We start from the raw sequence: 22,698 nt of genomic DNA on the forward strand, positions 1-22,698 counted from the left end.
GTACTATAAAAATAACACACGCATCGCTATGATCTATTCTAAACTATACCTCCTGTTACCATTATTTTTTCTCTTCACCTCCTGCACCGAAGCCAGCACTGATCGCTCGACCAACATGGAGGCAAACGCGCCTGCCGTACCGGTTGACACGACAGGATTAGCCAAAGCCACTTTTGCCGGCGGCTGTTTCTGGTGCACAGAAGCTTACTTTGAGCGGTTGCAGGGCGTAGAGGCAGTGGTGTCGGGCTATTCCGGCGGCAAGAAAGCCAATCCGACATACCAGGAAGTAAGTGCGGGCGCAACGGACTATGCCGAAGCGGTGCAGGTATATTATGACCCGGAGATAATATCTTACCAGGAGTTGCTGGAAGTGTTTTTCGCCACCCACGACCCCACGACCCTCAACAGGCAGGGCCCAGACCATGGCAAGCAATACCGTTCAGTTGTTTTTTACCGTTCCCCGGAAGAGAAGCGACTGGTGGACGATTATATACAGAAGCTGGAGGAGGCAGGTACGTACCGCGACGATATCGTGACGAAGGTGCAGCCTTTTAAGAAGTTCTGGGATGCAGAGCCCTACCACCAGGATTACTATCGCCTGAACCCCAATGACCCTTATGTGCGCTCGGTGGCGCGGCCAAAAGTGCTCAAGTTTGAATCTAATTACGCTAAGATGCTTAAGCCGGAATACCAGGATTAAGTATTTTTTTATCAAATGCGACAAAGTGCTCGTAGTAGAATCCTGTACTAACTCAATCAATACAAAACTATGATGGGATTTATAATCAACCTGCTTGTGAGCGCGGCAGTAATCCTGCTGATGGCTTATGCTTTGTCCAGTGTGCATGTTAAAAGCTTCGGAACGGCCCTTTGGGTTGCTTTCCTGGTTGGCATCCTGAATGCGACCATTGGCTGGATCCTAAGAGGTATTTTCAACCTCGTTTCCTTCTTCCTGCTGGAAGCCATTGTCTCCCTGATCGTCACTGCCATCGTGATCAAATTGGTGGATATGTTTGTCAGCAATTTTAAGGTGGATGGATTCCTGCCTGCCTTGCTTATTGCGCTAGCTACTGCCATTGCCATTGCCGCAGTCGGATACCTGACGGGTGGAAGCGATGACTATGCGATGCTGCAGCACAGCCTCCAGCAAGCTGCCCTCGCCTTAAGATAAAGGGAGTAAAATTAAACGAAACGACCTGCACTTTAGAAATGCAGGTCGTTTCATTTAGGGGAAATGCTGTTCAAGTGTTAAGCTGCTACAACGTTTGCAGCTGTTCCATTTCCTCCTGGGTAAAAACTCGGGACCTTATCAGAAAACGAATGCCTAATGGTATTTCCAGGGAGAATGAGGCACCCCTGCCGGGTGTCACATCCAGTGTCAGTTGCGTGTGCCGCCAGTACTCGTACTGGTCTTTGGCCATATAAAACACACAACCGTGCACCTCACCGAGCAGCACATCGCTCTCGCCCACCCGGAACTCCCCCTCTTGGAAGCACATGGGAGTGGAGCCATCGCAGCAGCCCCCGCTCTGGTGAAACATCAACGGCCCATGCCTGTCCCGTAACTCGTCAATCACCTCTTTGGCTTTTTCAGTTACCAATACTCTTTTTACTTCCATCTGCATTTATTTAAAAAGAAAACCCTGCAGTATTGCTGCAGGGCTTCTGACATACACCTATCACTTAAAAGAAACCCAGCTTATTCTTATCGTATGAAATAAGCATATTTTTGGTCTGACGATAGTAATTGAGCATCATCTTATGGTTCTCGCGTCCGAAACCGGACTTTTTATAGCCGCCGAACGGAGCGTGAGCCGGGTAGGCATGGTAGCAGTTCACCCATACACGTCCAGCCTGAATGGCCCTCGGAATCTGGTAGATCTCATGCGCATCGCGGGTCCACAGGCCGGCGCCAAGGCCATACAAGGTGTCGTTGGCCATTTCAATTGCTTCTTCTGTTGTTTTGAATGTTGCGACTGACACAACGGGTCCGAAAATCTCTTCCTGGAACACCCGCATCTTGTTGTTCCCTTTAAATATCGTCGGCTTTATATAGTACCCGTTCTCCAGGCCGCTGTTTAGTCCGGCAGCACCGCCGCCGGTCAGTACTTCGGCTCCTTCCTGCTTTCCTATATCCATATAGGAGAGGATCTTCTCGAACTGGTCGTTGGACGCCTGCGCACCCATCATGGTGTCTTCGGACAGCGGATGCCCTACTTTAATGGCTTCGGTACGCGCTATCACGCGCTCCATAAAGCGGTCGTAGATGCTTTCATGCACGAGGATGCGCGACGGGCAGGTGCAGACCTCGCCCTGGTTCAGGGCAAACATCACTGCGCCTTCCACGCACTTGTCGAAGAACGCATCATCGGCATCGGCAATGCTTGGCATGAAAATATTGGGCGATTTTCCACCTAATTCCATGGTAACCGGCACCAGGTTCTCAGAGGCGTACTGCATGATCAGGCGTCCCGTCGTGGTTTCTCCCGTAAAGGCCACTTTCGCGACACGTGGCGACTGCGCAAGGGGCTTGCCTGCCTCTGTACCGAAGCCGGTCACGATGTTCAGGACCCCGGCAGGCACAATATCCTTGATCAGCTCCATCAGTACCATAATGCTGGTCGGCGTCTGCTCTGCGGGTTTCATCACAACGCAGCAGCCCGCAGCCAGGGCCGGGGCCATTTTCCAGGTGGCCATCAGCAGCGGGAAGTTCCAGGGAATGATCTGCCCCACCACGCCCAGCGGCTCCTGCAGGTTGATGCTGATTGTAAATTCGTCATGCTCCGACATGGTGCTTTCATCAGCGCGTATGGCACCGGCAAAGTAACGGAAGTGGTCGATACACAGTGGGATATCGGCAGCGCGGGTTTCGCGCAAGGCTTTTCCGTTATCAACTGTTTCAACGCGGGCCAGCATTTCCGCATTTGCCTCGATCACATCCGCTATGTCCAGCAATATTTTGGCCCGTGTGGCGGCGGATGTTTTAGACCAGGACTTGAAGGCCTCATGTGCGGCATCAAGGGCTTTCTCAATGTCTTCCTTGTTGCCCCTTGCGGCTTTTGTGAAAGGCTTTCCATCAATGGGAGAGAAATTTTCGAAGTACTCCCCGCTGGCGGGCGCCACCCATTTACCACCAATAAAATGATCATACTTTTCTTTAAAAGAGGGCCGCTCCAATACTGCCGATTTCTTTTCAGGCGTTGCTACTGTATCCATAGTGTTGGTCTTTTGTTTTATTTCATATTGTTTGACCCAATTACAGCAGATTTTTAAGTTTAAACTTCTCTTATCATATCGAAAACTATACTTATCATATCAGGTTGATTATGGAGAAGAAGGTTCATATATTGAGTGATCACTTATTGAAACCCTATGGCAGCCAGACACACACTACAACCAGTTCCTGTGCGCGATGAACGCTCGCTCTTTACTTTGGTCGAGAATAGGTCCGCGTATACCCTGGATGCCTGTGAGCTGAATGTGTTTGAAACTTATGAAGCAGCCAAAGGGGTTAAACTTGCCTTTGGCGACTGGGTGTTGACCAGCATGCTTCGCGGTAAGAAGGTAATGCACCTGACGGATAAGCCTGGATTCGACTACCTGCCGGGCGAGTCGGTAATCGTGCCGCCTCACGAGGTGATGCAAATAGATTTCCCGGAAGCTGAAAAGGAGAATCCGACCCAATGCATTGCCCTTGCGATTTCAGCAGAGCAGATCCAGCACACCGTTCAGCTTTTGAATGAGCAGCATGCCAAGGTAGAGGAAGGGGAGGAGTGGCTGGTGAATGACCAGTGTTTTCACCTGGCTAACAACGTGGAGCTGGCAGACATCATCAACCGCATTATCCGCATCGGAATGCACGAACACAGCCGCGAAAAGGACATTTTGGCGAACCTTGCCTTGCGGGAACTGCTTGTGCGGCTGATGCAGACACAGGCGCGGCAGCTTTTCGAGCATAATTACAACACCCTGGCCGGTAGCCACCGCTTCGGCTATATTATCCAGTATATCAAGGAAAACATCACCTCCAAAATAGACGTGGACAAACTAAGTGACAAAGCCTGCATGAGCCGCGCCAGCTTCTTTCGGAAATTTAAAGAAGAATTCGGCTTTACGCCTGCCGATTATATACTAAAGGAACGTATCCGATTAGCAAAGACCTATCTCCGCAATCCCTACAACTCTGTCACGCAGGCGTGTTATATGGCAGGATTTCATAACCTCAGTTACTTCATCAGGGCATTCAAAACCCAGGTAGGCGCTACTCCCAAAGCCTTTCAGTTGCAGGCGGTAGACATGCCAAAAATTAAATAAACCCAGACAACTGCTGACCTAACCTTCAGCATCACTTCTTCACCACCATCCCTTACCTTCCGCTACACGATCCTTACCCCGTATTTTCATCGTCGCTGATGCTGAACCATGGTGATGATTTCCACTTCTCATGAAGACGTGTGTTAAAACTTTTTTATATATAAGTTGGATTGGTTGCAAAAAAGGCAATGCATTGCGCCAAGTATTTTATTAATAAGAATTATTCTCTTAATTTCGCGGATAATTCAGGTACCGGCCATTGGTATGCCAATTCCTTTTTTATGGGAAAATGTGTACGATTACGCGCAAATGGAAGCTGCTGAATCATGTTAAAACTATAAAAAGGATCAATGAGTGTAACAGACTTTGCAGCTGCTGCAACGGAAGAGCAGGTGAAATCAATATTTATTGAAGAGAATCATATACCAGAAGAGTTTAAGCTGACACAGGAAATACACCAGCGGGAGTATCTTTCTGACGGTGAAATGATGAAGTGGGAGGGGGCTGTGCATACAGTTTATTCTCCGGTGGCTTTGAAAACGGCTGAAGGATATAAACGCAAGGTGATAGGTACTTACCCCGTCTGCACCGAGAAGGAAGCGATGGCGTCGCTGGATGCCGCAGTGGCTGCATACAACAATGGGAGAGGGCAGTGGCCAACCATGAGCGTGCAGGACCGGATTCGCTGCGTGGAGCAGTTCACGCACAAGATGATTGAGCAGAAAGACATAGTGGTGAAACTCATCATGTGGGAGATTGGCAAATCAGTGGCTGACTCTGTAAAGGAATTCGACAGGACGGTGGAGTATATATATGCGACCATCGACGCCCTGAAAGACCTGGATCGGGACTCTTCGCGGTTTGAGATCGAGCAGGGGATCGTAGCGCAGATCCGTCGCTCGCCGCTGGGCGTGGTGCTGTGCATGGGGCCATTCAACTACCCATTGAACGAAACCTTCACCACGCTCATTCCGGCGCTCATCATGGGAAATACACTGTTGTTCAAGCCGCCAAAGCACGGTACTTTACTGCATTACCCACTTCTACAGGCGTTCAAGGAATGTTTTCCGAAAGGGGTGGTGAATACCATATATGGCCGGGGACATGCCATTGTGCCGGCACTGATGCAGTCAGGAAAAATCAACGTACTCACGCTGATCGGGTCCAGCAAGGTAGCTGATGAACTGAAGAAACTTCACCCGAAGGTGAACAGGCTGCGCGCCATCTTAGGACTGGACGCGAAAAACGCAGCCATCGTAACTGAAAACGCAGACGTGCCGCTGGCTGTTTCCGAGTCAGTGCTGGGGGCGCTTTCCTTTAACGGGCAGCGTTGTACCGCCCTGAAAATCATATTTGTACACCGATCCAAAGTCGATCAGTTTGTGAGCCAGTTAAGCGAAGCGGTAGGCAAGTTGAAGATCGGAATGCCCTGGGAGAAAGGAGTGGCCCTGACACCTCTGCCGGAGCCACACAAGCCCGCCTACCTGAAAGACCTGATAGACGATGCCGTAGCGCTGGGAGCCAGCGTGATGAACGAGGGAGGCGGAACCACTTTCGAGTCTTTTGTGTACCCCGCGGTGCTATACCCTGTGAACCAGGAGATGAAAATTTACCGGGAAGAGCAGTTCGGACCCGTTATACCGGTGGTGCCTTTCGATGATTTGGAGGAACCTATCCAGTACCTGATCGAGTCTACCCATGGGCAGCAGGTGAGCATTTTTAGCAACGATGCCGCCGAAACTGCCGCTCTGATTGACCCGTTGGTGAACCAGGTAAGCCGCGTGAACATCAACTGCCAGTGTCAGCGCGGACCCGACACATTCCCGTTCACCGGTCGCAAAGACAGTGCTGAGGGCACTCTGTCAGTGGTAGACGCACTGCGTTCTTTTTCTATTCGCTCGCTGGTGGCTACAAAATTGAATGAGAATAACAAGCGCCTGATCAATGAAATCGTGAATGAGGGAAGTTCTAATTTCCTGAGCACCAAGTATATATTTTAGAATCACAGGCGAAGGTTATATACCAGAGCATATATAAAAAGGAGTCGCGGCGATTGCTGCGACTCCTTTTTATATATACCTAATATGATAATCAGTTGTTGTTAAATGGCATGGACGCCGGCCTCGGCGACGGCATGATCATTTTCGACGGTACTTCCCGAAACACCAATTGCGCCGATGACTTCGCCGTTGGCATCTTTGATTGGGATACCGCCCGGGAACGTGATAAGGCCGCCGTTGGAGTGCTCAATATTATAGAGTGGGCCGCCCGGTTGCGATGCTTGCCCCAGGTTGCCGGTGGGCATATCGAAAAAACGTGCGGTTCTGGCTTTTTTTATCGCTATATCCACGGATCCGAGCCACGCATTATCCATACGGGCAAATGCTACCAAATTTGCCCCGGCATCTACAAGGGCAATGTTCATTTTAAGGTTTAATTCCTGTGCTTTCATCTTTGCAGATTCGATCGCTGCCTGCGCCTGTGCTAATGTTATTCCCATTTGTTCTCAGTTATAGTTAGTTCTCAGCGTGTGTACGTGATACGTACGTAGAAAGGACTGTAAATTATATCATTATTCTATTTAACATAAAGTATATTATTAGTGACACTTAAATTAGATGTTTTACATCGTATATTATAAGTCTTATAATTTATATTATGTTAAGTATTATAGATATATACCATCATTCCTTTGATCATACTGCTCTGCTGGTTCAGAACCATCTGCCCGTTTGCTGCTTATGAGCAACACTTTCGGAAAATAAAAAAGGGAAACATTGCTGCTTCCCTTTTTTATATATGATTATGGCTAAACCTTACTGGTTCATCATCGCACTGATTTTATCGGCGTCTGTCTTGCGATCCAGGCGTGTGTAAAGCTTCATCAGGTTCTGCATTGTTGCCTGATCTTTCGGCTGTATCTCCAAAGCCTTTTCAAAGTATGGCAAGGCCGCCTGGTAATGCTTCTTTGCTTCCGCTTCAAGGGCTTTGCCTTTCTTCTGGTACGTAGCGTAATCCAGTTTAGCGGCTTTGTTGTTTACTTCTGCGCCTTTGTTGAAGTGCAACACGCCAAGGTTGTAATTTGCATCGAAGTTGTTCGGGTCAATCTCGATGGCTTTTTTGTAAGTGGCTGTAGCACCCTCTACATCGTTTTTACGCTCCAGCAAGTTACCTTTTACTGCCAACAGGCTAGCGTTTTTAGGATCAGCGCTAATCGCTTTGTCCAGTTTTTGCATCGCCTCTTCGCCACGGTCATTTTTCAGGTAATAGCGCAGCTCTTCCTGCATCATATAGACACTGTTCGGGTGTTCCTTCAGACCAGCGGCCAGCGTGTTCATCACTTCCTCTTCGCTGGCTTCGGTTGCCTGCAGCAACTGAATTTTGTTCTTATAAACATCCTCCGTCTTGTGTCCCATCTCGATCAGCTGGTCGTAGAAACCAACAGCTGCTGGATAATCTTTGTTAGCTGTTGCCGCATAAGCAGCATATATAACAGCGGTAGTATCAGTCGGGTTGATTTTGCTGGCTAGCTTATATTTATCAATCGCATTCGCCCAGTCCTGGCTGTTGTGGAACTCAACGGCCTGGTTCAGCACCTGGCTATATAGCTGCTCCTTACGCTCAGGCACCTGCTTTCCGAACTCTCCGTCTTTTCCGTCCAGCTCAATTGTCTTGTCATAAGACTCCAGCACCACGTTCGGTGTGTTCTCATCGGTGAGCTTGCCATAGATAGGATTTCCAATCATATCCTGGTATATCACGCCACGGTAAAACCAGGTTTTGGCTTTGTCTTTCGTTTTCTTGTGCTCGATGGCCTGGTTTATATCTGTCAGAGCTTTGTCCAGCGTACCGTTCTTATGGTTAAGAATGGCGCTGTTCACGGCCGAGTTCTGTGCACTTGCTACCGATATGCTTGCGGCTGCCAGGGCTGTTAAAAGTATTTTTCTCATGCTTATTCTTTGAATTGTTTGTAATTGTTTGTGTAACGATATATAACTGAAAATAATTCGATTATACGTCCTCCTCGGTCGTCTCCGGGTCAATCAGGTCCTCCGGCTGCAGCGTTTCCTCTGGCGCCAGCGTCGATTGATCCAGTATGGCTTCTTCCGCCTCCGCTGCTACCTCTGCTTCCATCTCTACCTTCGCAACAGACGAAATGCTGTCTAAATCGTTCAGCTTGATCAGTCGAACCCCTTGCGTAGCGCGTCCGATAACACGGATATCCCCCACGCGAAGTCGGATGGTGATGCCGGAACGGTTGATGATCATCAGGTCGTCGGTGTCTATTACCCCTTTTATAGCCACCAGTTTCCCGGTTTTATCGGTCACGTTCAGGGTCTTGACGCCTTTACCGCCACGGTTTGTGATTCTGTATTCATCCATGAGCGAACGCTTTCCGAAACCATTCTCTGACACTACCAGCAGTTCCGTGTTTTCGTTTTCTACACAAACCATACCAACAACTTTGTCGTCCGGACCGCCGAGCGTAATTGCACGTACGCCGGCGGCGTTACGGCCCATGGAGCGCACGTGGTTCTCATTGAATCGGATCGCCCTGCCCGACTCAAGCGCGATGATAATCTCGCTGCTACCGTTGGTCAGCTGCACATCCAGCAGGCGGTCTCCATCGTTAATGGAAATAGCGTTGATGCCGTTGGTGCGAGGGCGAGAATAGGCCTCCAGCACAGTCTTCTTAATAGTACCCTGCTCCGTGATGAAGACAAGGTTGTGGTTGAGTACGTAATCCGTGTTTTTAAGGTCATGCACATTCAGCACGGCGCGTACAGTGTCCTCTTTCTCTATCTGGATCAGGTTCTGGATAGCCCGTCCTTTTGCCGTCTTCCCTCCTTCCGGCAGTTCATATACCTTTAGCCAGAACACACGCCCAAACTCAGTAAAGAACAGCATGTGGTGGTGGGTGTTGGCTATGAACAGGTGCTCGGTAAAGTCGTTTTCCTTGGAGGCAGCCACTCCCCTCGAGCCAATGCCGCCGCGGCTCTGGCTGCGGTACTCACTCAGGGAGGTGCGCTTGATGTAGCCTTCGTGGGAGATGGTGATGACCATGTTCTCCTCCGGTATCATATCCTCGTAGTTGATGTCGCCGGTGCTGGCCTCGATGCTGGTGCGGCGGCCATCGCCGTAGCGATCGCGTATCTCCGTCAGCTCGTCCTTGATGATCTGCATGCGCAGGTCCTCGTTGTTCAGCACAGAGGTCAGGTAATCGATCTGCTTCATGATCTCATCAAACTCCTGCTGGATCTTGTCGCGCTCCAGGCCGGTGAGGCGCTGCAGACGCATATCGAGGATGGCACGGGCCTGGATTTCGGATAGGGCAAAGCGCTCCATCAGGCCGTTCCGGGCAATTTCCGGGTCGCGGGAAGAACGGATCAGGTTGATCACCTCATCCAGGTTATCCAGGGCAATCAGCAAACCTTCCAGTATATGGGCGCGCTTTCTGGCTTCGTCCAGCTCATATTGCGTTCTGCGGATAACCACCTCGTGCCGGTGCTCCACAAAGTAGAGGATCAGCTCTTTCAGGTTCAGTGTCATCGGGCGGCCCTTCACCAGGGCCACGTTGTTCACGCCGAAGGAAGACTGCAGTGCCGTGTATTTATAGAGATTGTTCAGCACCACGTTCGGGATGGCGTCGCGCTTCAGGTCGTACACGATGCGCAGGCCGTCACGGTCCGACTCATCGCGCAGATCCGAAATCCCCTCTATTTTCTTGTCGTTCACCAGGGCTGCCGTTTTCTCAATCAACGTGGCCTTGTTCACCATATAGGGGATCTCAGTCACGATGATCTGCTCTTTGCCGGACGGAAGCACCTCGAAATTGGCACGGCCACGCATCAACACACGGCCACGTCCCGTTTCGAAAGCTGATTTTATACCGTCATAGCCGTGGATGATACCGCCGGTAGGAAAGTCCGGTGCGGTAATGTACTGCATCAGCTCCGGAATCGTGATCTCACGGTTATCAATGAAAGCGATTACGCCGTTGATGACTTCAGTCAGGTTATGGGGTGCCATGTTTGTGGCCATGCCCACCGCGATGCCGGAAGTGCCGTTCACCAGCAGGTTCGGGAATTTGGCTGGCATCACGCTAGGCTCTTTCAGTGAGTCGTCGAAGTTGGGCACGAAGTCGACGGTGTTTTTCTCCAGGTCAGCCAGCAGTTCGTCCGCAATGCGCTTGAGGCGTGCCTCCGTGTAACGCATCGCTGCAGGAGAGTCACCGTCGATGGAGCCGTAGTTTCCCTGGCCGTCCACCAACGGGTAGCGCAAAGACCATTCCTGGGCCATGCGCACCATGGTTTCATATACTGACGAGTCGCCGTGCGGGTGGTACTTACCCAGCACCTCCCCTACGATACGAGCTGATTTTTTGTATGCTTTGTTATAAGATACCCCCAGCTCGGACATACCGTACAGCACGCGGCGGTGCACCGGCTTCAGTCCGTCCCGAACATCAGGTAAGGCTCTTGAAATGATGACAGACATCGAGTAGTCGATATACGCACCGCGCATCTCGTCTTCAATGTTGATCGGTATTATTCTTTCGCCTTCGATCATGTCTAAAATCTAAATAAATATAGGTTGGTTGTTGTAAGTATTAAAGGGCAAGTTAGGCAAAAAAGCCTTAAGAGCTATATAGGCTAATGCTTATTTCTGCTCTTGTCTCTCCTGTTGGGCGACGTTTCCTGCGAGGTCTTGTCCAGCTTTTCTCCCATTTTAGGGTTTTGCTTTTTCCAGATGGGGCGGCCTCTGTACTCCTGCTCGCCATGCGGATGCACCATGCGCACCTGGCACGCGCCGATTGGACAAGCTGGTTTACAGGATATTAACGAAGCAGATAGAAGCGTGAGCAGAAGAAGGGTGAGCAGTTGTGATTTAGCCATATAGTGATATTCGGAAGGGCCTGCTGTTGTCAGCAAGGCCCTTCTGTTTTTGTCTTACAAAATTAAACAAATTTGCGCACATAAACCAGCAAAACGGGGGCTATAGTTTGCTGTTCCAGACGCTTTTACAGCACCTTAGATCGGTTGAAAACCGTTTACGGTGAAGCCGCCATCCACGGCAAGTGTTTGCCCGGTTATATAGGCCGCGGCCGGCATACAGAGGAACGCGACAGCGCCCGCCACGTCCTCGGGCTTCCCCACCTTCTGCAGGGGCGTTCTGCTGATCACCGCATCATAAAAGTCCTGGTTCTGCAGCACGGTTTGCGCCAGCGGGGTGCTGATGTACCAGGGCGCAACAGCATTCACCCGGATTCCGTCCTTTGCCCACTCAGCCGCCAGGTTTCGGGTGAGCTGGTTCAGGGCAGCTTTTGTCATGCCGTAGATGCTGCCTGTGCGCACATGCGTCAAGCCTGCCACCGACGACACATGAATGATGTTCCCCTGTTCTGAGTTTTTCAGCAGCGGGTACAGCAGGCGATTGAGCTCAAAGGCGGAGCGCAGGTTTGTATTCATCACAAAGTCATATTCTTCCGTCGTGTAGTCCGCTGTCGGCTTCCGGATGTTGGTGCCCACGTTGTTTACCAGAATGTCGAGCCTGCCCCACAGTTCCTCCACTTCAGCAGTGAGGGCCTGCCGGCCTTCGGCCGTGCTAACGTCTGCTGCCAGCGTGTACAACCGGTCGGGATACTGCCTGCGCAGCTGCTGCAGGTCCTCTTCCTTGCGCGCCACGGCCAGTACCGCGGCCCCAAGGGATATAAAATCAGCTACAATTGCGGACCCAATGCCTTTGGATCCCCCTGTCACTACGGCAGTTCTGCCTGTTAATTGCCACCTGTTCATTGTCATCTTTTATCTTGATTTCTTCAGTAGAATACACTTTGCAGATTTGATTTGCTATCTCTGCAGCTGTAACGGATCCAATATTTATATCCTATAAAGCATACTAAATTCAACCTGAATTGATTAAATTGCTGTTATAATCTAACGGATTCCCAGCAGTAAAACCCTTTTTTTAGCGCTTTATTATATATCCTGCTATGTGCAAATTCGCCTTTTTATTCACGATTGCCTTTGCTTCGCATATCGCGCTGGCCCAAACCAGTCAGCCCATCGGGATAGACGCAGAACGTAACCTGGCTGAGTTGGGTAGCAGTACGAACGCGACGATGGTGCAGGTATATGACAACAGGTACGAAGGCATCAAAGGAACGCCATATTTTAAGGAGCATTGGGCGAAAGCCACCATAGCGGCAAACAACACGGTGTATAAAAATGTGGAAGTAAAATACAACGTGTACGAAAGCAACTTACTGTACCGCACCCCGAAGGGCGCGGAGTATGTGCTGCTGCCTGCGCGAGTAGACAGCTTCCTGCTGGTGGATGGGGTTACGCAGCAGAAATTCATGTTCAGGAAGTTTCCAGCACTAGCCGCGGAGGCCCCGAAGCTCGGGCAGCATTTTGCGTTGGTCCTGCACGACGGAAAGCAGGTGCAGTTGGTGATGGTGCCGCAAAAGCATTTAATGAAGGCTGATTTTAAAGGCCCTTACAGCGCCGGAAACAAATACGATGAGTTGCAGGACCTTCAAAGCTATTACCTCTTTGGCCCCGATCAGACTTTCATAAAAGTGAAGCTCAACAAGAAAAGCCTTTTAAAAGCGCTGCCAGGTAAGCAGGACAAGGTAGCGGCCTATATAGCCGCTGAACGCCTTGATGCCGGCAATGCACAGGGTTGGGCGAAAGCACTGGCGTATTATGAATCACTCTGATCATGAACTAGTTTCTCTAAAGTGCCTATGCAGGTAATTATTTTAGCTTGTTTCCCTTTAGCCGCTCCCAGAATTCGCTTAGGTACTGTTGGTCCACACTTGGCCTGTTAGTCAATTCCTCTACCTGCAGTTCCCCCTGCTGGTTCCAGCCTATATGGTATACAAACACATAATCGCCCCCGCTCTCGCGCCAGCCGTCGAACTTCCCGAACCGCATGTCTTTTAGGTAGACACCGCCATCTTCTGCCGCCTCCACCGCATAATACCCCTTCATGATGTCCAAAAGACGCTCAACTTTGGCATTACCGCGGTATGGCCTCAGAAGTTCCGCGCGCTGTGGCTCATACGTGAATCTGATCGCTTTATCCTCATCCAGCAGGGAATAAAACCCGTTGTAGTACCCGTCTTCTCCCTGCGCTGTCACGGACCAAAATATAGTGTTGAGCGGAGTTGGCTTGCTGATGTAAGAGCTGTAGCCGATCTGCTGCCGCTGCAGGCTGTGCTCGAAGGCTTTATCGGCAGTTGCTTTGGCCACAAAAGAGAAAAGTAAGTAGGCTGAGCTGATTATTAAGCCAGAGTAGTTAAGAAAACGCCTTTTCGGGTGGAGGCGGTGGAGAAACGCAGCCGCCAGCACGAAGAGCAGAAATGGAACAGTATACAGCGGGTCCACGACGAAGATGTTATAGAACGCGACGCCGTAGCGGCTGAAAGGCCAGAACAGCTGCGTCCCCCAGGTGGTGCAGCTATCGAGGAGCGCATGCGTGGTAAAGCCGAGGAAAAACAGCAGGCTCCATTCCCAGACTGTGGCCAGCTTTTGCCTGTAGACACGCTGCAGCAGCAGCCCAAGCAGAGGTGCAACGATGAAGGCGAATAAGAACGAATGCGTCAGGGAGCGGTGGAAGCTCAGCTGCTCCACAGTGTCGAGCAACGGATTCAGCAGCACATCCAGGTCTGGAATAGTGCCGGCGATCGCTCCCCACAGCATGGCTTTATTGCCGAGTTTCTTTCCGGCCACCGCCTCCCCGATCGAGGCACCCAATACGATCTGCGTTAATGAATCCATGAGCTTACGCGCTGTTTAGCTTAATATTGACTTCGAAAAGGGGCTTTGGCAACTCCCTGCCGCCTGCAAAGGTATAACCCGTTTACATCACTTTAAGCCCTACTATATATGGATTCAACCATCAACTTCATTATTGGTGTTGTACTCGTGACTGTGACAGCTGTTGACCTGATTTACACCACCTTTGCCCCTCGCGGGTCTGGCGTGATCAGCGGACCTGTAACGGTAATTGTCTGGCGGGTATTCTTAAATGTAGGGCGGATCATGAAGAGCAGGACCGTACTGACAGGAGCAGGCATTGTCATCGTTTTCTCCATTTTACTGACATGGGTGCTGCTCCTGTGGGCGGGGAATGTGTTTATATATTCTTCTGCTGATGACGCCATAGTGAACACTACCACCAAATTGCCTGCTGACCTGATGGAGCGTGTGTATTTTACAGGCTACACTCTGTCTACCCTCGGCAACGGCGATTTTGCCGCCGGAACTGACGGCTGGCGGGTCTTCACTGCCTTTATCTCCTTTTCGGGCCTTATCTTCATCACCATCGCAATTACCTATATGGTGCCCGTGTTATCTGCCGTAACCCAGCGCAGGGCGCTTAGCATCCGCATCGCCTCCATCGGCAACAGCCCCCAGCGCATCCTGCTGAACAACTGGAACGGCGAGAACTATAAAAAGCTGGAGGGCCAGTTTCAGAACCTTACCCAGGAGATCATACACCAGGGCCAGATGCACCTGTCTTACCCCGTGCTGCACTATTTTCAGCACGAAGACAAGGAAGCCTCGCTCCTGCCGAACCTGGCAGCCCTTGATGAGTCCATCACGCTCCTGCTGCTCTATATACCCGAGCACATGCGCCCCGGCGACCAATACCTGATCCCGCTTCGCAAAGCCATCACCACTTTTATCGGGTCGCTCACCTCGCTCTATATCAACCCAAAGAACACCGATGTGCCCGCGCTCCAAACGAACGAGCTGCAGCAGGCGGAAGTGCCGCTGCAGCAGGCGGACATGCAGCAGATAGAGCAGCTCAGCAAGCGCCGCCGGGCGCTGAAGGCGATGGTGGAGTACAACGGCTGGCAGTGGAAAGAGATATCGGCCCCGGTACTGGGAGAGGTAATGGATCTCCCCTCCATGCTTTAACGGATTATAGTCATCCGCTTGAACTCCTTTGTTCTGTCGAACATGTAACGGTAGGTGGCGTGCGTTTTATATATGCGCGATCCGACCTGCTCCACCACCTTCATCATTTTAGGGTTGAAATCTCCTATCCAGTTCATCTGCAGGTCATAGTACGGGATACTCGGATTTGCCTGCACCAGCTTTCCAGCAGATACCACCATGGCCGCTTCTACTCCTTTGCCCTGGTGTTCCGGTGCAATGCCGAAGACAATACCGTACATGGTGGTGCACGCCCCGCGCCAGCGATGGAATAGAAACTTTAGCTTGCCCCACAGGTCCATTTTCCCGTTCACATGCCTGAACAATTTGTTCAGTTCCGGGATGGCGATAAAAAAACCGACCGGTTCCTCATCAAAGTACGTGAACCACATGATGCGTTCATCCAGAATGGGCTTCAGGGAATTCATAATGCCTGCTGCCTGCGCCTCACTCATCTCCTTCACCCCTTCGTGCTTGGCCCATCCCTTGTTATATACCTGCCGGAAATCTTCTGTGTATTTCTTCAGCTCCTTCTTATCCAGGTGCCTGAACTGGTAGTGTTCGTTCTGTAGGATTCGCTTCGCTTTTTCATTGTATTCCGGGGGGAGCGGATCTTCCACCGTGCGGTAGTACGTGTACTGCTTGAAATATAGCCCGAAGCCGTAATTCTCCAGCAGTTCCCTGTAATACGGGAAGTTGTAGTGCATGCAATAATTGGGCGGGTAGAAACCGTCAATCAGCACGCCCCACCACTTGTCTCGCTCGCCGAGGTTTATCGGCCCGTCCATGGCCTCCATGCCACGCGCTTTCAGCCAATCGCGGCAGGCATCCAGAAGCATATCGGCGGCTCCCTGGTCATTGATACAATCAAAAAAGCCCATGCCCCCGGTGGGCTGCTCAAATGTTTTGGCGGTCCTGTGATTGACAAATGCCGCCACACGGCCAATGTATTTTCCTTTGTCGTCCTGTAGCAGCCAGCGTATGGCGTTGCCGTCACGGAGCAGCTTGTTTTTTTTGGGATCAAAAACCTGATTAACGTCTTTGTCTAAGGGACGGATATAATTCTTGTCCTTTTTATATAGCCGCACCTGCACCATCAGGAATTCCTCGGCGAGTTCAGGTGTGTTTACCTCTATCAGTTGCATACTTCTTACTTATGGCGTCGAAGAGCAAAGTAAGCTATAATCTGACTGAAAAGGAAGCACACTCCTCATCAGAACAGGACCGGTTAACTGAAGGCATATCTCACCATCCTACCTTACCTCCATTCTCTGGACTGAAGCAAGCATTGCGACTCGCACATGCAGACGCCATGGGGGATATATAAAAGCTAAAAGCAAATGAATGGAAGGAAGGAATGGGTATAAAAAAGAAAAGCCTCCAGATTTCTCTGAAGGCTTTTAGCTTGATGAGCCCCCTGCCGGGATCGAACCAGCGACCTACTGATTACAAGTCAGTTGCTCTACCAGCTGAGCTAAGGAGGCCTGTACTGATGTTTGGAAAAAGCAGCTGCAGTACAAACAGATGCTTTTTGGAGTGGAGCCCCCTGCCGGGATCGAACCAGCGACCTACTGATTACAAGTCAGTTGCTCTACCAGCTGAGCTAAGGAGGCTTTCACTTTTAGTATGCTTTACTGGTGATAAAGCGTTGCAAAAGTATGCGGAAGATTTATATCATGCAAATGCTATTCTAAAATATTTAAAATGTTTAGGATAAGCATTTGATGTTCAGGAGGAAATATTTTACCCCCTGAAAGCCTGCATTTGATGGTTTAACTGGTCGATCCTTTTCTGCGCATCGGCAATCCGGCCTTCGTACTCCTGGCGCAGTTTATCTGCATTCTTAGAGCGGGCGAAAAACTCGATGTTCGTGCGGAGCGTCTGTATGTCGTTCTGCAGGTGCGTGATCTCTCTGCGAATGGACTGCTCCCGCTGCTGTAACTTATGGCCAGCGTCCGGGCTGTGTTTCATCCGCTCTACCTGCAGCTTCACAAGCAGTTCCTCACGCTGCCCAAGGCTGAGGGACGGCACCCGCTCGATGTATTTGCCCATTAAGGCGATGAACTTCTCCTCCGCCTTCGGGCTGCTGCGCTTGTTGCTTTTGTCTAGCTCGCGCCATTTTGCGGCAAAAGCATTAAAATCCTCCAGCGAACCGACAGCAGTTGGATCAGCCAGCTGCTCTGCTATGGTGTCACAAAGCTCTACTTTCTCGGCAGAGAGCTTCTCAATCTCAGCACTCCTCGTCTGCTCGTTGGCCTGCTTACGGTCAAAAAACTCGTTACACGCTGAGCGGAAGCGCTGCCATATCTTATCGGAATGCTTGTCTGGCACGCGGCCAATCGTCTTCCACTTCTTCTGCAACTGAATCAGCTTTTCTTTGGTGGTGTTCCAGTCGTTGCTGTCCTTCAGGCTTTCCGCTTCCTCACAGAGTTCCGTCTTCAGGCGCAGGTTCTGCATCTTCTGCTCGTCCAGTGTTTTAAAGAAATGGTTCTTGTGCTGGAAAAAGGCTTTATAGTTGCCCCAGAAGCTTTTGTTCACCTCCTCGGCATACTCTTTCGGCACCAGCCCGGCGGCATCCCATTCCTCCTTCAGCTTCTGGATTTCGTCAGTCTTGTCGCGCCACTCGTTAATGCGCTCGGTATTAAAATCGGTGAATGCCTGCAGCCGCTCCAAAAGGGCGCGTTTCTTCGTCAGGTTTTCCATCTCGCGCTGGTTGCGCTCGTCGTGGTAAGCGCGGCGGCGCTCATGCACCTTCTCAGAGGCCTGGATAAACCGTTCCCAGATCGGGTCGCGCTGCTCGTTGGGCACAGGCCCGATATTCTTCCATTCCTCGTGCAGATGGCGCAGCTCCTGCAGGGCTTTGTTAATGCTTTGCTCGTCTTTCAGCGCCTCTGCCCGCTCCACCAGCTGTGTTTTCGCATCTAGGTTGCGCTTGCGGTCCAGCTCTTTCATCTCGAAGAACATGCTGCGGTTGTTGTAGAAGATGTCGAGCAGCGCGTGGTACGAATCCCAGAGAGCCTGCGCCTCCCCGGCAGGCACCGGTCCGATTGACTTCCACTCTGCCTGCAGTTTTTTAACTTCCTCGCTGCTGCTCTTTGTCTCCGCCGACTCCACCAGCTGACGCAGTTGGGCCAGCAGTTGCTGTTTGCGCTCCAGGCTCCGCTGGCGTTGTTCTTCCACGCTCTGCCGCTGCTGATGGCGCGCATCCCGATATGCTGTCAGCAGTTTCTCCAGGTCCTGGTGTTCTTTGGAGGTGTGGTAGGCAAAATCATCCTCCGTGCCGCCTTCCTGCTTAAATCGATCCAGGGCCTCCATCCGCTCTGCCATAAATTTCTGGTCGTAGTGGCGGTGCATCTCTACAATGGTTCTGTTGCGCTTGGCAGCGTCAGGACCTTTAAGGGCAATACTCAGGTGCTGGCGCAACTCCTCCAGTGATAGCTGGCTATAATCCACTACCTCCTCTACCTCTTCTTCCTCTTCATCCTCATGGTGCTGCTGCCGTGGCGTATCCTGGGCCGTGGGGGCAACTGCATTCGGTGCCGGTGCATCCTGCAAGGCCGGGGTGGCCGCCTCTAATTCTTCGGCAGGTGCTGTGGCCACCGGAGCATGCTCCTCAGCAGAGGATGTCACTTCTTTCACAGAAGCTTCCTGCAGCGCCTCCCCTTCCGGCAACTGATGATCCGCAGGGGTATAGGCAGAGGTCTCCGGCTCAGGGGCGGCTGCGGAGGCGTCTTGCACATCGGCATTCGCCTCTACAAAAGCATTTGTTATCTCCTCCGTCTTTTCGGCTTCCTGCTCAGAGGTCAGCGTCGGCTGAATCTCGGGCTGTTCTTCTTTCCGCACGGTGGCCTCTGGAGTGGCTTCTTTTTGTTTTCGTGCTTCTATCTCGGCAAGCCGTTGCTCCAATATATTCTTCGGCGACGCTGCGTTTTCAGTGGTTTGATTTGCAGCGTTCTGGTTTTCATGTTTGTTAGCCTCAGCTCCGGTAGTGTCCATATGATTAATATCAGTTGTCATGTCTGCGGTCTTTAAATCCTTCGCGGGCGCTCAGTTCAGGCGCGGGTCGACCGGATAATTTGAAAGTACCTTAAATTTACCACCCATTTCCCGCAAAACATTGCGCCAAAGGGTATCTGTGCCCAAATTAAATAATTTATTCGCAGCATTGTTGTTCACGATCCAAACATTTTTGTCGATCTCCTCCTGCAGTTGGCCAGAGGTCCAGCCTGAATAGCCTAAGAAAAATTTAATATCATCTGAGTTTATTAATCCTGCTTTGATCATTGAGCAGATCAAGTCAAAGTCTCCTCCCCAGTAAAGGCCCTCTTCCAGCTTTACGGCCTGTGGCAGGTTGGGCAGGCGGTGAACATAGTGAAGGGTGTTATATTGCACCGGCCCCCCCACTCCCAAGTCCACGTCAAATACATCCTGGTCTATATCTAAAACATCCGATAGTTTCAGGTTGGAGGGCCTGTTAAGCACCAGCCCAAAGGAGCCCTCTTCTTCGGAGTGGCTGCAAAGGAGTATGACGGTGCGCTCGAAATTCGGATCGCCTAAAAAAGGCTCCGAAATCAACAGGCTGCCATTCTGGGGTTGTGTTATGCTTTTATCTTCCATTATCCTCCCGCGCTCGTTATGTTTAAATAAAAAACGGATCCGGCAGAACAAGCCGATCCCCTTCATTAGTGTATATAATTATTCTTACGCAAAGCGTAGAATATGGTAACGTTTAGGAAACATAGCATTTATGCTTCCCCGGAAGCCGTTTTGAATAATCACAGAACCATGGTTTCAGCGCCCTTGCCAGACATCAGCCAAAAATTGTAAGGTGCAGCGGATAATTTCTTACTTTTGCCTAAAAATAAACACATGGCCCTGACACATAACATTGCAGAGATTCGAAAGAACTATGCGCGGCACGAGCTGACAGAAGACGCTGTCCTTAAAGACCCCATCGCTCAGTTTAACGTGTGGCTGCAGGAGGCTATCCAGGCGGAGGAAGCAGAGCCAACCGCTTTGGTGCTGGCAACGGTAAACGCCGCCGGGAAGCCCTCTGCCCGCGTGGTACTACTGAAAGATGTGTCTACGGAGGGGTTCATGTTCTTCACCAATTACGACAGCCGCAAAGGGCTGGAACTCGCGCAAAACCCCTTTGCCGCGCTTACCTTCTTCTGGCCTGCGCTGGAGCGGCAGGTGCGCATAGAGGGAAGCGTGGTGAAAGTAGCCCCTGGCATATCCGACACCTACTTCCACAGCCGCCCCAAAGGAAGCCAGATCGGAGCGTGGGCCTCACCCCAAAGCGCGGAGATAGCGAGCCGTGAAGTACTGGAAGAGGCAGACAAGCGAATTTCTGCTCAGTTCCAAAATACGGCTGAAATCCCGAGACCGGGCAATTGGGGGGGATACCAGTTACGGCCCGAGCGGCTTGAGTTCTGGCAGGGACGCCCCAACCGCCTGCACGACCGCCTGGTATATGCGCAGCAGCAGGATATGAGCTGGAAAATCATGCGGCTTGCCCCCTGAGGCCGACTCATTTTAGTTCTCCTGCTCCTGTCGCCCAACATAAAATACAATGGCTGAAATACTACCCTTGCGCGCCTGGCGCTACAACCCTTCCCTTGACCGGCAAATCGAGCAACTGACCGCTCCTCTGTTTGACGTAGTGTCGGAGAAGCAGCGGGAGGCGTTGTACCGCAACCCGTTCAACAGCATCCACCTGACGGTTCCGCTTGGGGACGAACCGGCAAAGCAGGCGGCCGCCACCCTGCAGGACTGGAAAGATGCAGGCGTGTTGCTGCAGGACCACCTGCCGGGCATCTATGTGTACTACCAGTATTTCCGTTTACCGGGCAGCGACAAAGAATATGTGCGAAAGGGCTTCATCTGCCATATCAAAGCTTATGATTGGAAGGAAGGTGTGCTGCTTCGCCACGAAAACACGATACCGAGCGCAGTGAACGACCGCATAGCGCTGCTGGAACAGACGGAAATGAATACCAGCCCTACCCACGGGTTGTATTCAGACGCGGCTTTCCTGCTGGAGCCCTATATGGATGAGAGCATTCTTTCTCCCCTTTATGAGACGGAGGATTACCAGGGTGCGCGCGATGTGCTGGCCGTCATCCATGACCATGAAGTGATCCGGTTGTTCGTCAAAACTCTTCAGGAGAAGCAGGTGCTGCTGGCGGACGGCCACCACCGCTACGAGGGCTCGCTGGAATACCGCAAAAAACGTATGACCCAAAACCCGGATCACACGGGTTTCGAGCCGTACAACTACCACCTCATGTACCTGACTAACTCCGAGCACGATGACCTGCGCATTCTTCCCACGCACCGCGTGCTGAAGCACATGGAACTGTCGGACGAGGAGTTTCTGCGGCGGCTGGAGGCGTATTTTATCATCACGCCAAAGGAAGACCCGCTGGAGCTGAACGAAGTGATTGTTGGCAAGCAGTGGGCATTCGGGCTGTTTCTGAGCGGAAATGCTTTTAAAATCAGGTTAAAGCCGGAAGTGCACCCGCAGATTGACTGGAATTTTCCGAAGGAGGTAAAGGACCTTGACCTGACAGTGATGCATTATTTTATTTTTGAAAAGGTGCTGGGCATATACCGGACGGCGCAGCGCGATTACAGTGGCCTCAGCTACGTCCGCAACTTTACTTCCTGCATCCGCCAGGTTGATTCCGGGGAGGCGCGGCTGGCGCTGATCACCAACGAAATTACCATGGAGCAGGTGAAGCGCGTCTGCTACAGCGGGGCCATCATGCCACAGAAGTCGACTTTCTTTTACCCGAAGGTGATAGGCGGTTTTTTATTTAGCTCAATCAAAGAAGATGAATTTATCACGGCCGCTGCTGCTTGCCTCTAACTCCCCCCGCCGCAGGGAACTGCTGGCGAGCCTCGGGCTCAGGTTTGAGGTACGCGTGAAAGACGTACACGAGGATTTTCCGGAGCACCTGAAGCGTGCCGAAGTGGCCGAGTACCTGGCTTCGCACAAGGCAGATCATTATATAGCCGATCTGCAGGATGAAGCCCTGATCACCGCTGACACGATCGTCTGCCTGGAAGAGCGCATTCTGAACAAGCCTGCTGACTATGCCGAGGCCTTCGAGATGCTGCAGGCATTGTCCGGGAAGGTGCATGAGGTGATCACCGGCGTGTGTGTGCTGACCAGGGAAAAGAAAACCGTCTTCCACGACACCACCAAAGTCTGCTTTAAAAGCCTGACCGAGGCTGAAATCGACTATTATATAGCCAACTACAAACCCTACGACAAGGCTGGGGCATATGGCATCCAGGAATGGATCGGGATGATCGGCATCGAGCGCATAGAAGGCTCCTATTTTAACGTGGTGGGGTTGCCCGTACAGAAGCTATATATAGCGCTGCAGGCTTCAGGAATTGTGGTCGCCTGAGCAGCGGGCGGTTTGGT

At 51.4% G+C, this 22,698-nt stretch carries 20 protein-coding genes and 2 tRNA genes; 9 read left to right on the forward strand and 13 right to left on the reverse strand.

All coding sequences use genetic code 11. The features are described 5' to 3' along the window. The first annotated feature begins 28 nt into the window (after positions 1 to 28). Together msrA and ABD920_RS05035 are read left to right on the forward strand one after the other, a co-directional pair. Complete coding sequence (gene msrA, locus ABD920_RS05030; protein ID WP_345157250.1) at positions 29 to 700, forward strand: peptide-methionine (S)-S-oxide reductase MsrA; 672 nt, start codon at positions 29 to 31, stop codon at positions 698 to 700. A gap of 69 nt (positions 701 to 769) precedes the next feature. After that, entirely contained in the window at positions 770 to 1,171 is a 402-nt protein-coding gene (locus tag ABD920_RS05035) for a phage holin family protein (protein ID WP_345157251.1), read from the forward strand. Positions 1,172 to 1,256: 85 nt separating this feature from the next. Here the strand turns inward: ABD920_RS05035 and ABD920_RS05040 are convergent, their stop codons facing one another. After that, the gene (locus ABD920_RS05040) at positions 1,257 to 1,619 is read right to left on the reverse strand and encodes a DUF779 domain-containing protein (RefSeq protein ID WP_345157252.1); all 363 of its coding nucleotides are present in this window, start codon (positions 1,617 to 1,619) and stop codon (positions 1,257 to 1,259) included. Between the two features lie 64 nt (positions 1,620 to 1,683). Then, positions 1,684 to 3,216, reverse strand: a complete 1,533-nt coding sequence (locus tag ABD920_RS05045) for an aldehyde dehydrogenase family protein (protein WP_345157254.1) — start codon at positions 3,214 to 3,216, stop codon at positions 1,684 to 1,686. A gap of 156 nt (positions 3,217 to 3,372) precedes the next feature. Between ABD920_RS05045 and ABD920_RS05050 the strand changes: the two genes are divergently transcribed. Further along, positions 3,373 to 4,314, forward strand: a complete 942-nt coding sequence (locus ABD920_RS05050; protein WP_345157256.1) for a helix-turn-helix transcriptional regulator — start codon at positions 3,373 to 3,375, stop codon at positions 4,312 to 4,314. Between the two features lie 350 nt (positions 4,315 to 4,664). Next, on the forward strand, positions 4,665 to 6,314 hold the full coding sequence (locus ABD920_RS05055) for an NADP-dependent glyceraldehyde-3-phosphate dehydrogenase (RefSeq protein ID WP_345157258.1): 1,650 nt from the start codon (positions 4,665 to 4,667) through the stop codon (positions 6,312 to 6,314). Between the two features lie 101 nt (positions 6,315 to 6,415). Here ABD920_RS05055 and ABD920_RS05060 read toward each other — a convergent pair whose 3' ends face one another. The 5 genes from ABD920_RS05060 to ABD920_RS05080 all read right to left on the reverse strand — a co-directional run bounded on the left by ABD920_RS05060 (position 6,416) and on the right by ABD920_RS05080 (position 12,116). Next, a complete protein-coding gene (locus tag ABD920_RS05060; protein ID WP_345157260.1) occupies positions 6,416 to 6,814 on the reverse strand; it encodes a GlcG/HbpS family heme-binding protein in 399 nt (132 codons plus the stop codon). 316 nt (positions 6,815 to 7,130) lie between these two features. Further along, entirely contained in the window at positions 7,131 to 8,264 is a 1,134-nt protein-coding gene (locus tag ABD920_RS05065) for a tetratricopeptide repeat protein (protein WP_345157261.1), read from the reverse strand. Positions 8,265 to 8,325: 61 nt separating this feature from the next. Then, the gene (gyrA, locus tag ABD920_RS05070; RefSeq protein ID WP_345157262.1) at positions 8,326 to 10,884 is read right to left on the reverse strand and encodes a DNA gyrase subunit A; all 2,559 of its coding nucleotides are present in this window, start codon (positions 10,882 to 10,884) and stop codon (positions 8,326 to 8,328) included. An 83-nt stretch (positions 10,885 to 10,967) separates the two neighbouring features. After that, positions 10,968 to 11,210, reverse strand: a complete 243-nt coding sequence (locus ABD920_RS05075; RefSeq protein WP_345157263.1) for a hypothetical protein — start codon at positions 11,208 to 11,210, stop codon at positions 10,968 to 10,970. Positions 11,211 to 11,345: 135 nt separating this feature from the next. Beyond that, on the reverse strand, positions 11,346 to 12,116 hold the full coding sequence (locus ABD920_RS05080) for an SDR family oxidoreductase (protein WP_345157265.1): 771 nt from the start codon (positions 12,114 to 12,116) through the stop codon (positions 11,346 to 11,348). A 191-nt stretch (positions 12,117 to 12,307) separates the two neighbouring features. Between ABD920_RS05080 and ABD920_RS05085 the strand changes: the two genes are divergently transcribed. Beyond that, positions 12,308 to 13,036: a hypothetical protein gene (locus tag ABD920_RS05085; protein WP_345157266.1), complete on the forward strand. Its 729-nt coding sequence runs from the start codon at positions 12,308 to 12,310 to the stop codon at positions 13,034 to 13,036. Positions 13,037 to 13,073: 37 nt separating this feature from the next. Here ABD920_RS05085 and ABD920_RS05090 read toward each other — a convergent pair whose 3' ends face one another. Beyond that, positions 13,074 to 14,099 carry a metal-dependent hydrolase gene (locus ABD920_RS05090; protein ID WP_345157267.1) on the reverse strand — a complete coding sequence of 342 codons (1,026 nt, stop codon included), beginning with the start codon at positions 14,097 to 14,099 and terminating at the stop codon, positions 13,074 to 13,076. Between the two features lie 108 nt (positions 14,100 to 14,207). Here ABD920_RS05090 and ABD920_RS05095 point away from each other — a divergent pair, with 108 nt between their 5' ends. Further along, the gene (locus tag ABD920_RS05095) at positions 14,208 to 15,245 is read left to right on the forward strand and encodes a potassium channel family protein (protein WP_345157269.1); all 1,038 of its coding nucleotides are present in this window, start codon (positions 14,208 to 14,210) and stop codon (positions 15,243 to 15,245) included. On the opposite strand, the gene ABD920_RS05100 is transcribed toward ABD920_RS05095, so the two are convergent. The 5 genes from ABD920_RS05100 to ABD920_RS05120 form a co-directional block, all read right to left on the reverse strand. Next, positions 15,242 to 16,408, reverse strand: a complete 1,167-nt coding sequence (locus ABD920_RS05100) for a hypothetical protein (RefSeq protein ID WP_345157271.1) — start codon at positions 16,406 to 16,408, stop codon at positions 15,242 to 15,244. The two genes, ABD920_RS05095 and ABD920_RS05100, sit on opposite strands and share 4 nt — an antisense overlap. 266 nt (positions 16,409 to 16,674) lie before the next feature. Next, a tRNA-Thr gene (locus tag ABD920_RS05105) sits at positions 16,675 to 16,747 on the reverse strand. Positions 16,748 to 16,800: 53 nt separating this feature from the next. Beyond that, positions 16,801 to 16,876: transfer RNA gene (locus ABD920_RS05110), tRNA-Thr, on the reverse strand. Between the two features lie 130 nt (positions 16,877 to 17,006). Beyond that, positions 17,007 to 19,280 carry a DUF349 domain-containing protein gene (locus tag ABD920_RS05115; protein ID WP_345157272.1) on the reverse strand — a complete coding sequence of 758 codons (2,274 nt, stop codon included), beginning with the start codon at positions 19,278 to 19,280 and terminating at the stop codon, positions 17,007 to 17,009. Positions 19,281 to 19,310: 30 nt separating this feature from the next. After that, positions 19,311 to 19,946, reverse strand: coding sequence for a YqgE/AlgH family protein (locus ABD920_RS05120; protein WP_345157274.1), 636 nt, complete (start codon positions 19,944 to 19,946; stop codon positions 19,311 to 19,313). A gap of 186 nt (positions 19,947 to 20,132) precedes the next feature. Here ABD920_RS05120 and pdxH point away from each other — a divergent pair, with 186 nt between their 5' ends. The 3 genes from pdxH to ABD920_RS05135 are packed head-to-tail and all read left to right on the forward strand — an operon-like array spanning position 20,133 to position 22,681. Next, positions 20,133 to 20,786 carry a pyridoxamine 5'-phosphate oxidase gene (gene pdxH / locus ABD920_RS05125; RefSeq protein WP_345157276.1) on the forward strand — a complete coding sequence of 218 codons (654 nt, stop codon included), beginning with the start codon at positions 20,133 to 20,135 and terminating at the stop codon, positions 20,784 to 20,786. Positions 20,787 to 20,835: 49 nt separating this feature from the next. Further along, positions 20,836 to 22,134: a DUF1015 domain-containing protein gene (locus ABD920_RS05130; RefSeq protein ID WP_345157277.1), complete on the forward strand. Its 1,299-nt coding sequence runs from the start codon at positions 20,836 to 20,838 to the stop codon at positions 22,132 to 22,134. After that, positions 22,100 to 22,681 carry a Maf family nucleotide pyrophosphatase gene (locus tag ABD920_RS05135; protein ID WP_345157278.1) on the forward strand — a complete coding sequence of 194 codons (582 nt, stop codon included), beginning with the start codon at positions 22,100 to 22,102 and terminating at the stop codon, positions 22,679 to 22,681. The genes ABD920_RS05130 and ABD920_RS05135 overlap by 35 nt, the downstream gene beginning before the upstream one ends. Positions 22,682 to 22,698: the final 17 nt, after the last annotated feature.

It is taken from the genome of Pontibacter saemangeumensis (assembly GCF_039541895.1).
Lineage (GTDB): Bacteria > Bacteroidota > Bacteroidia > Cytophagales > Hymenobacteraceae > Pontibacter > Pontibacter saemangeumensis.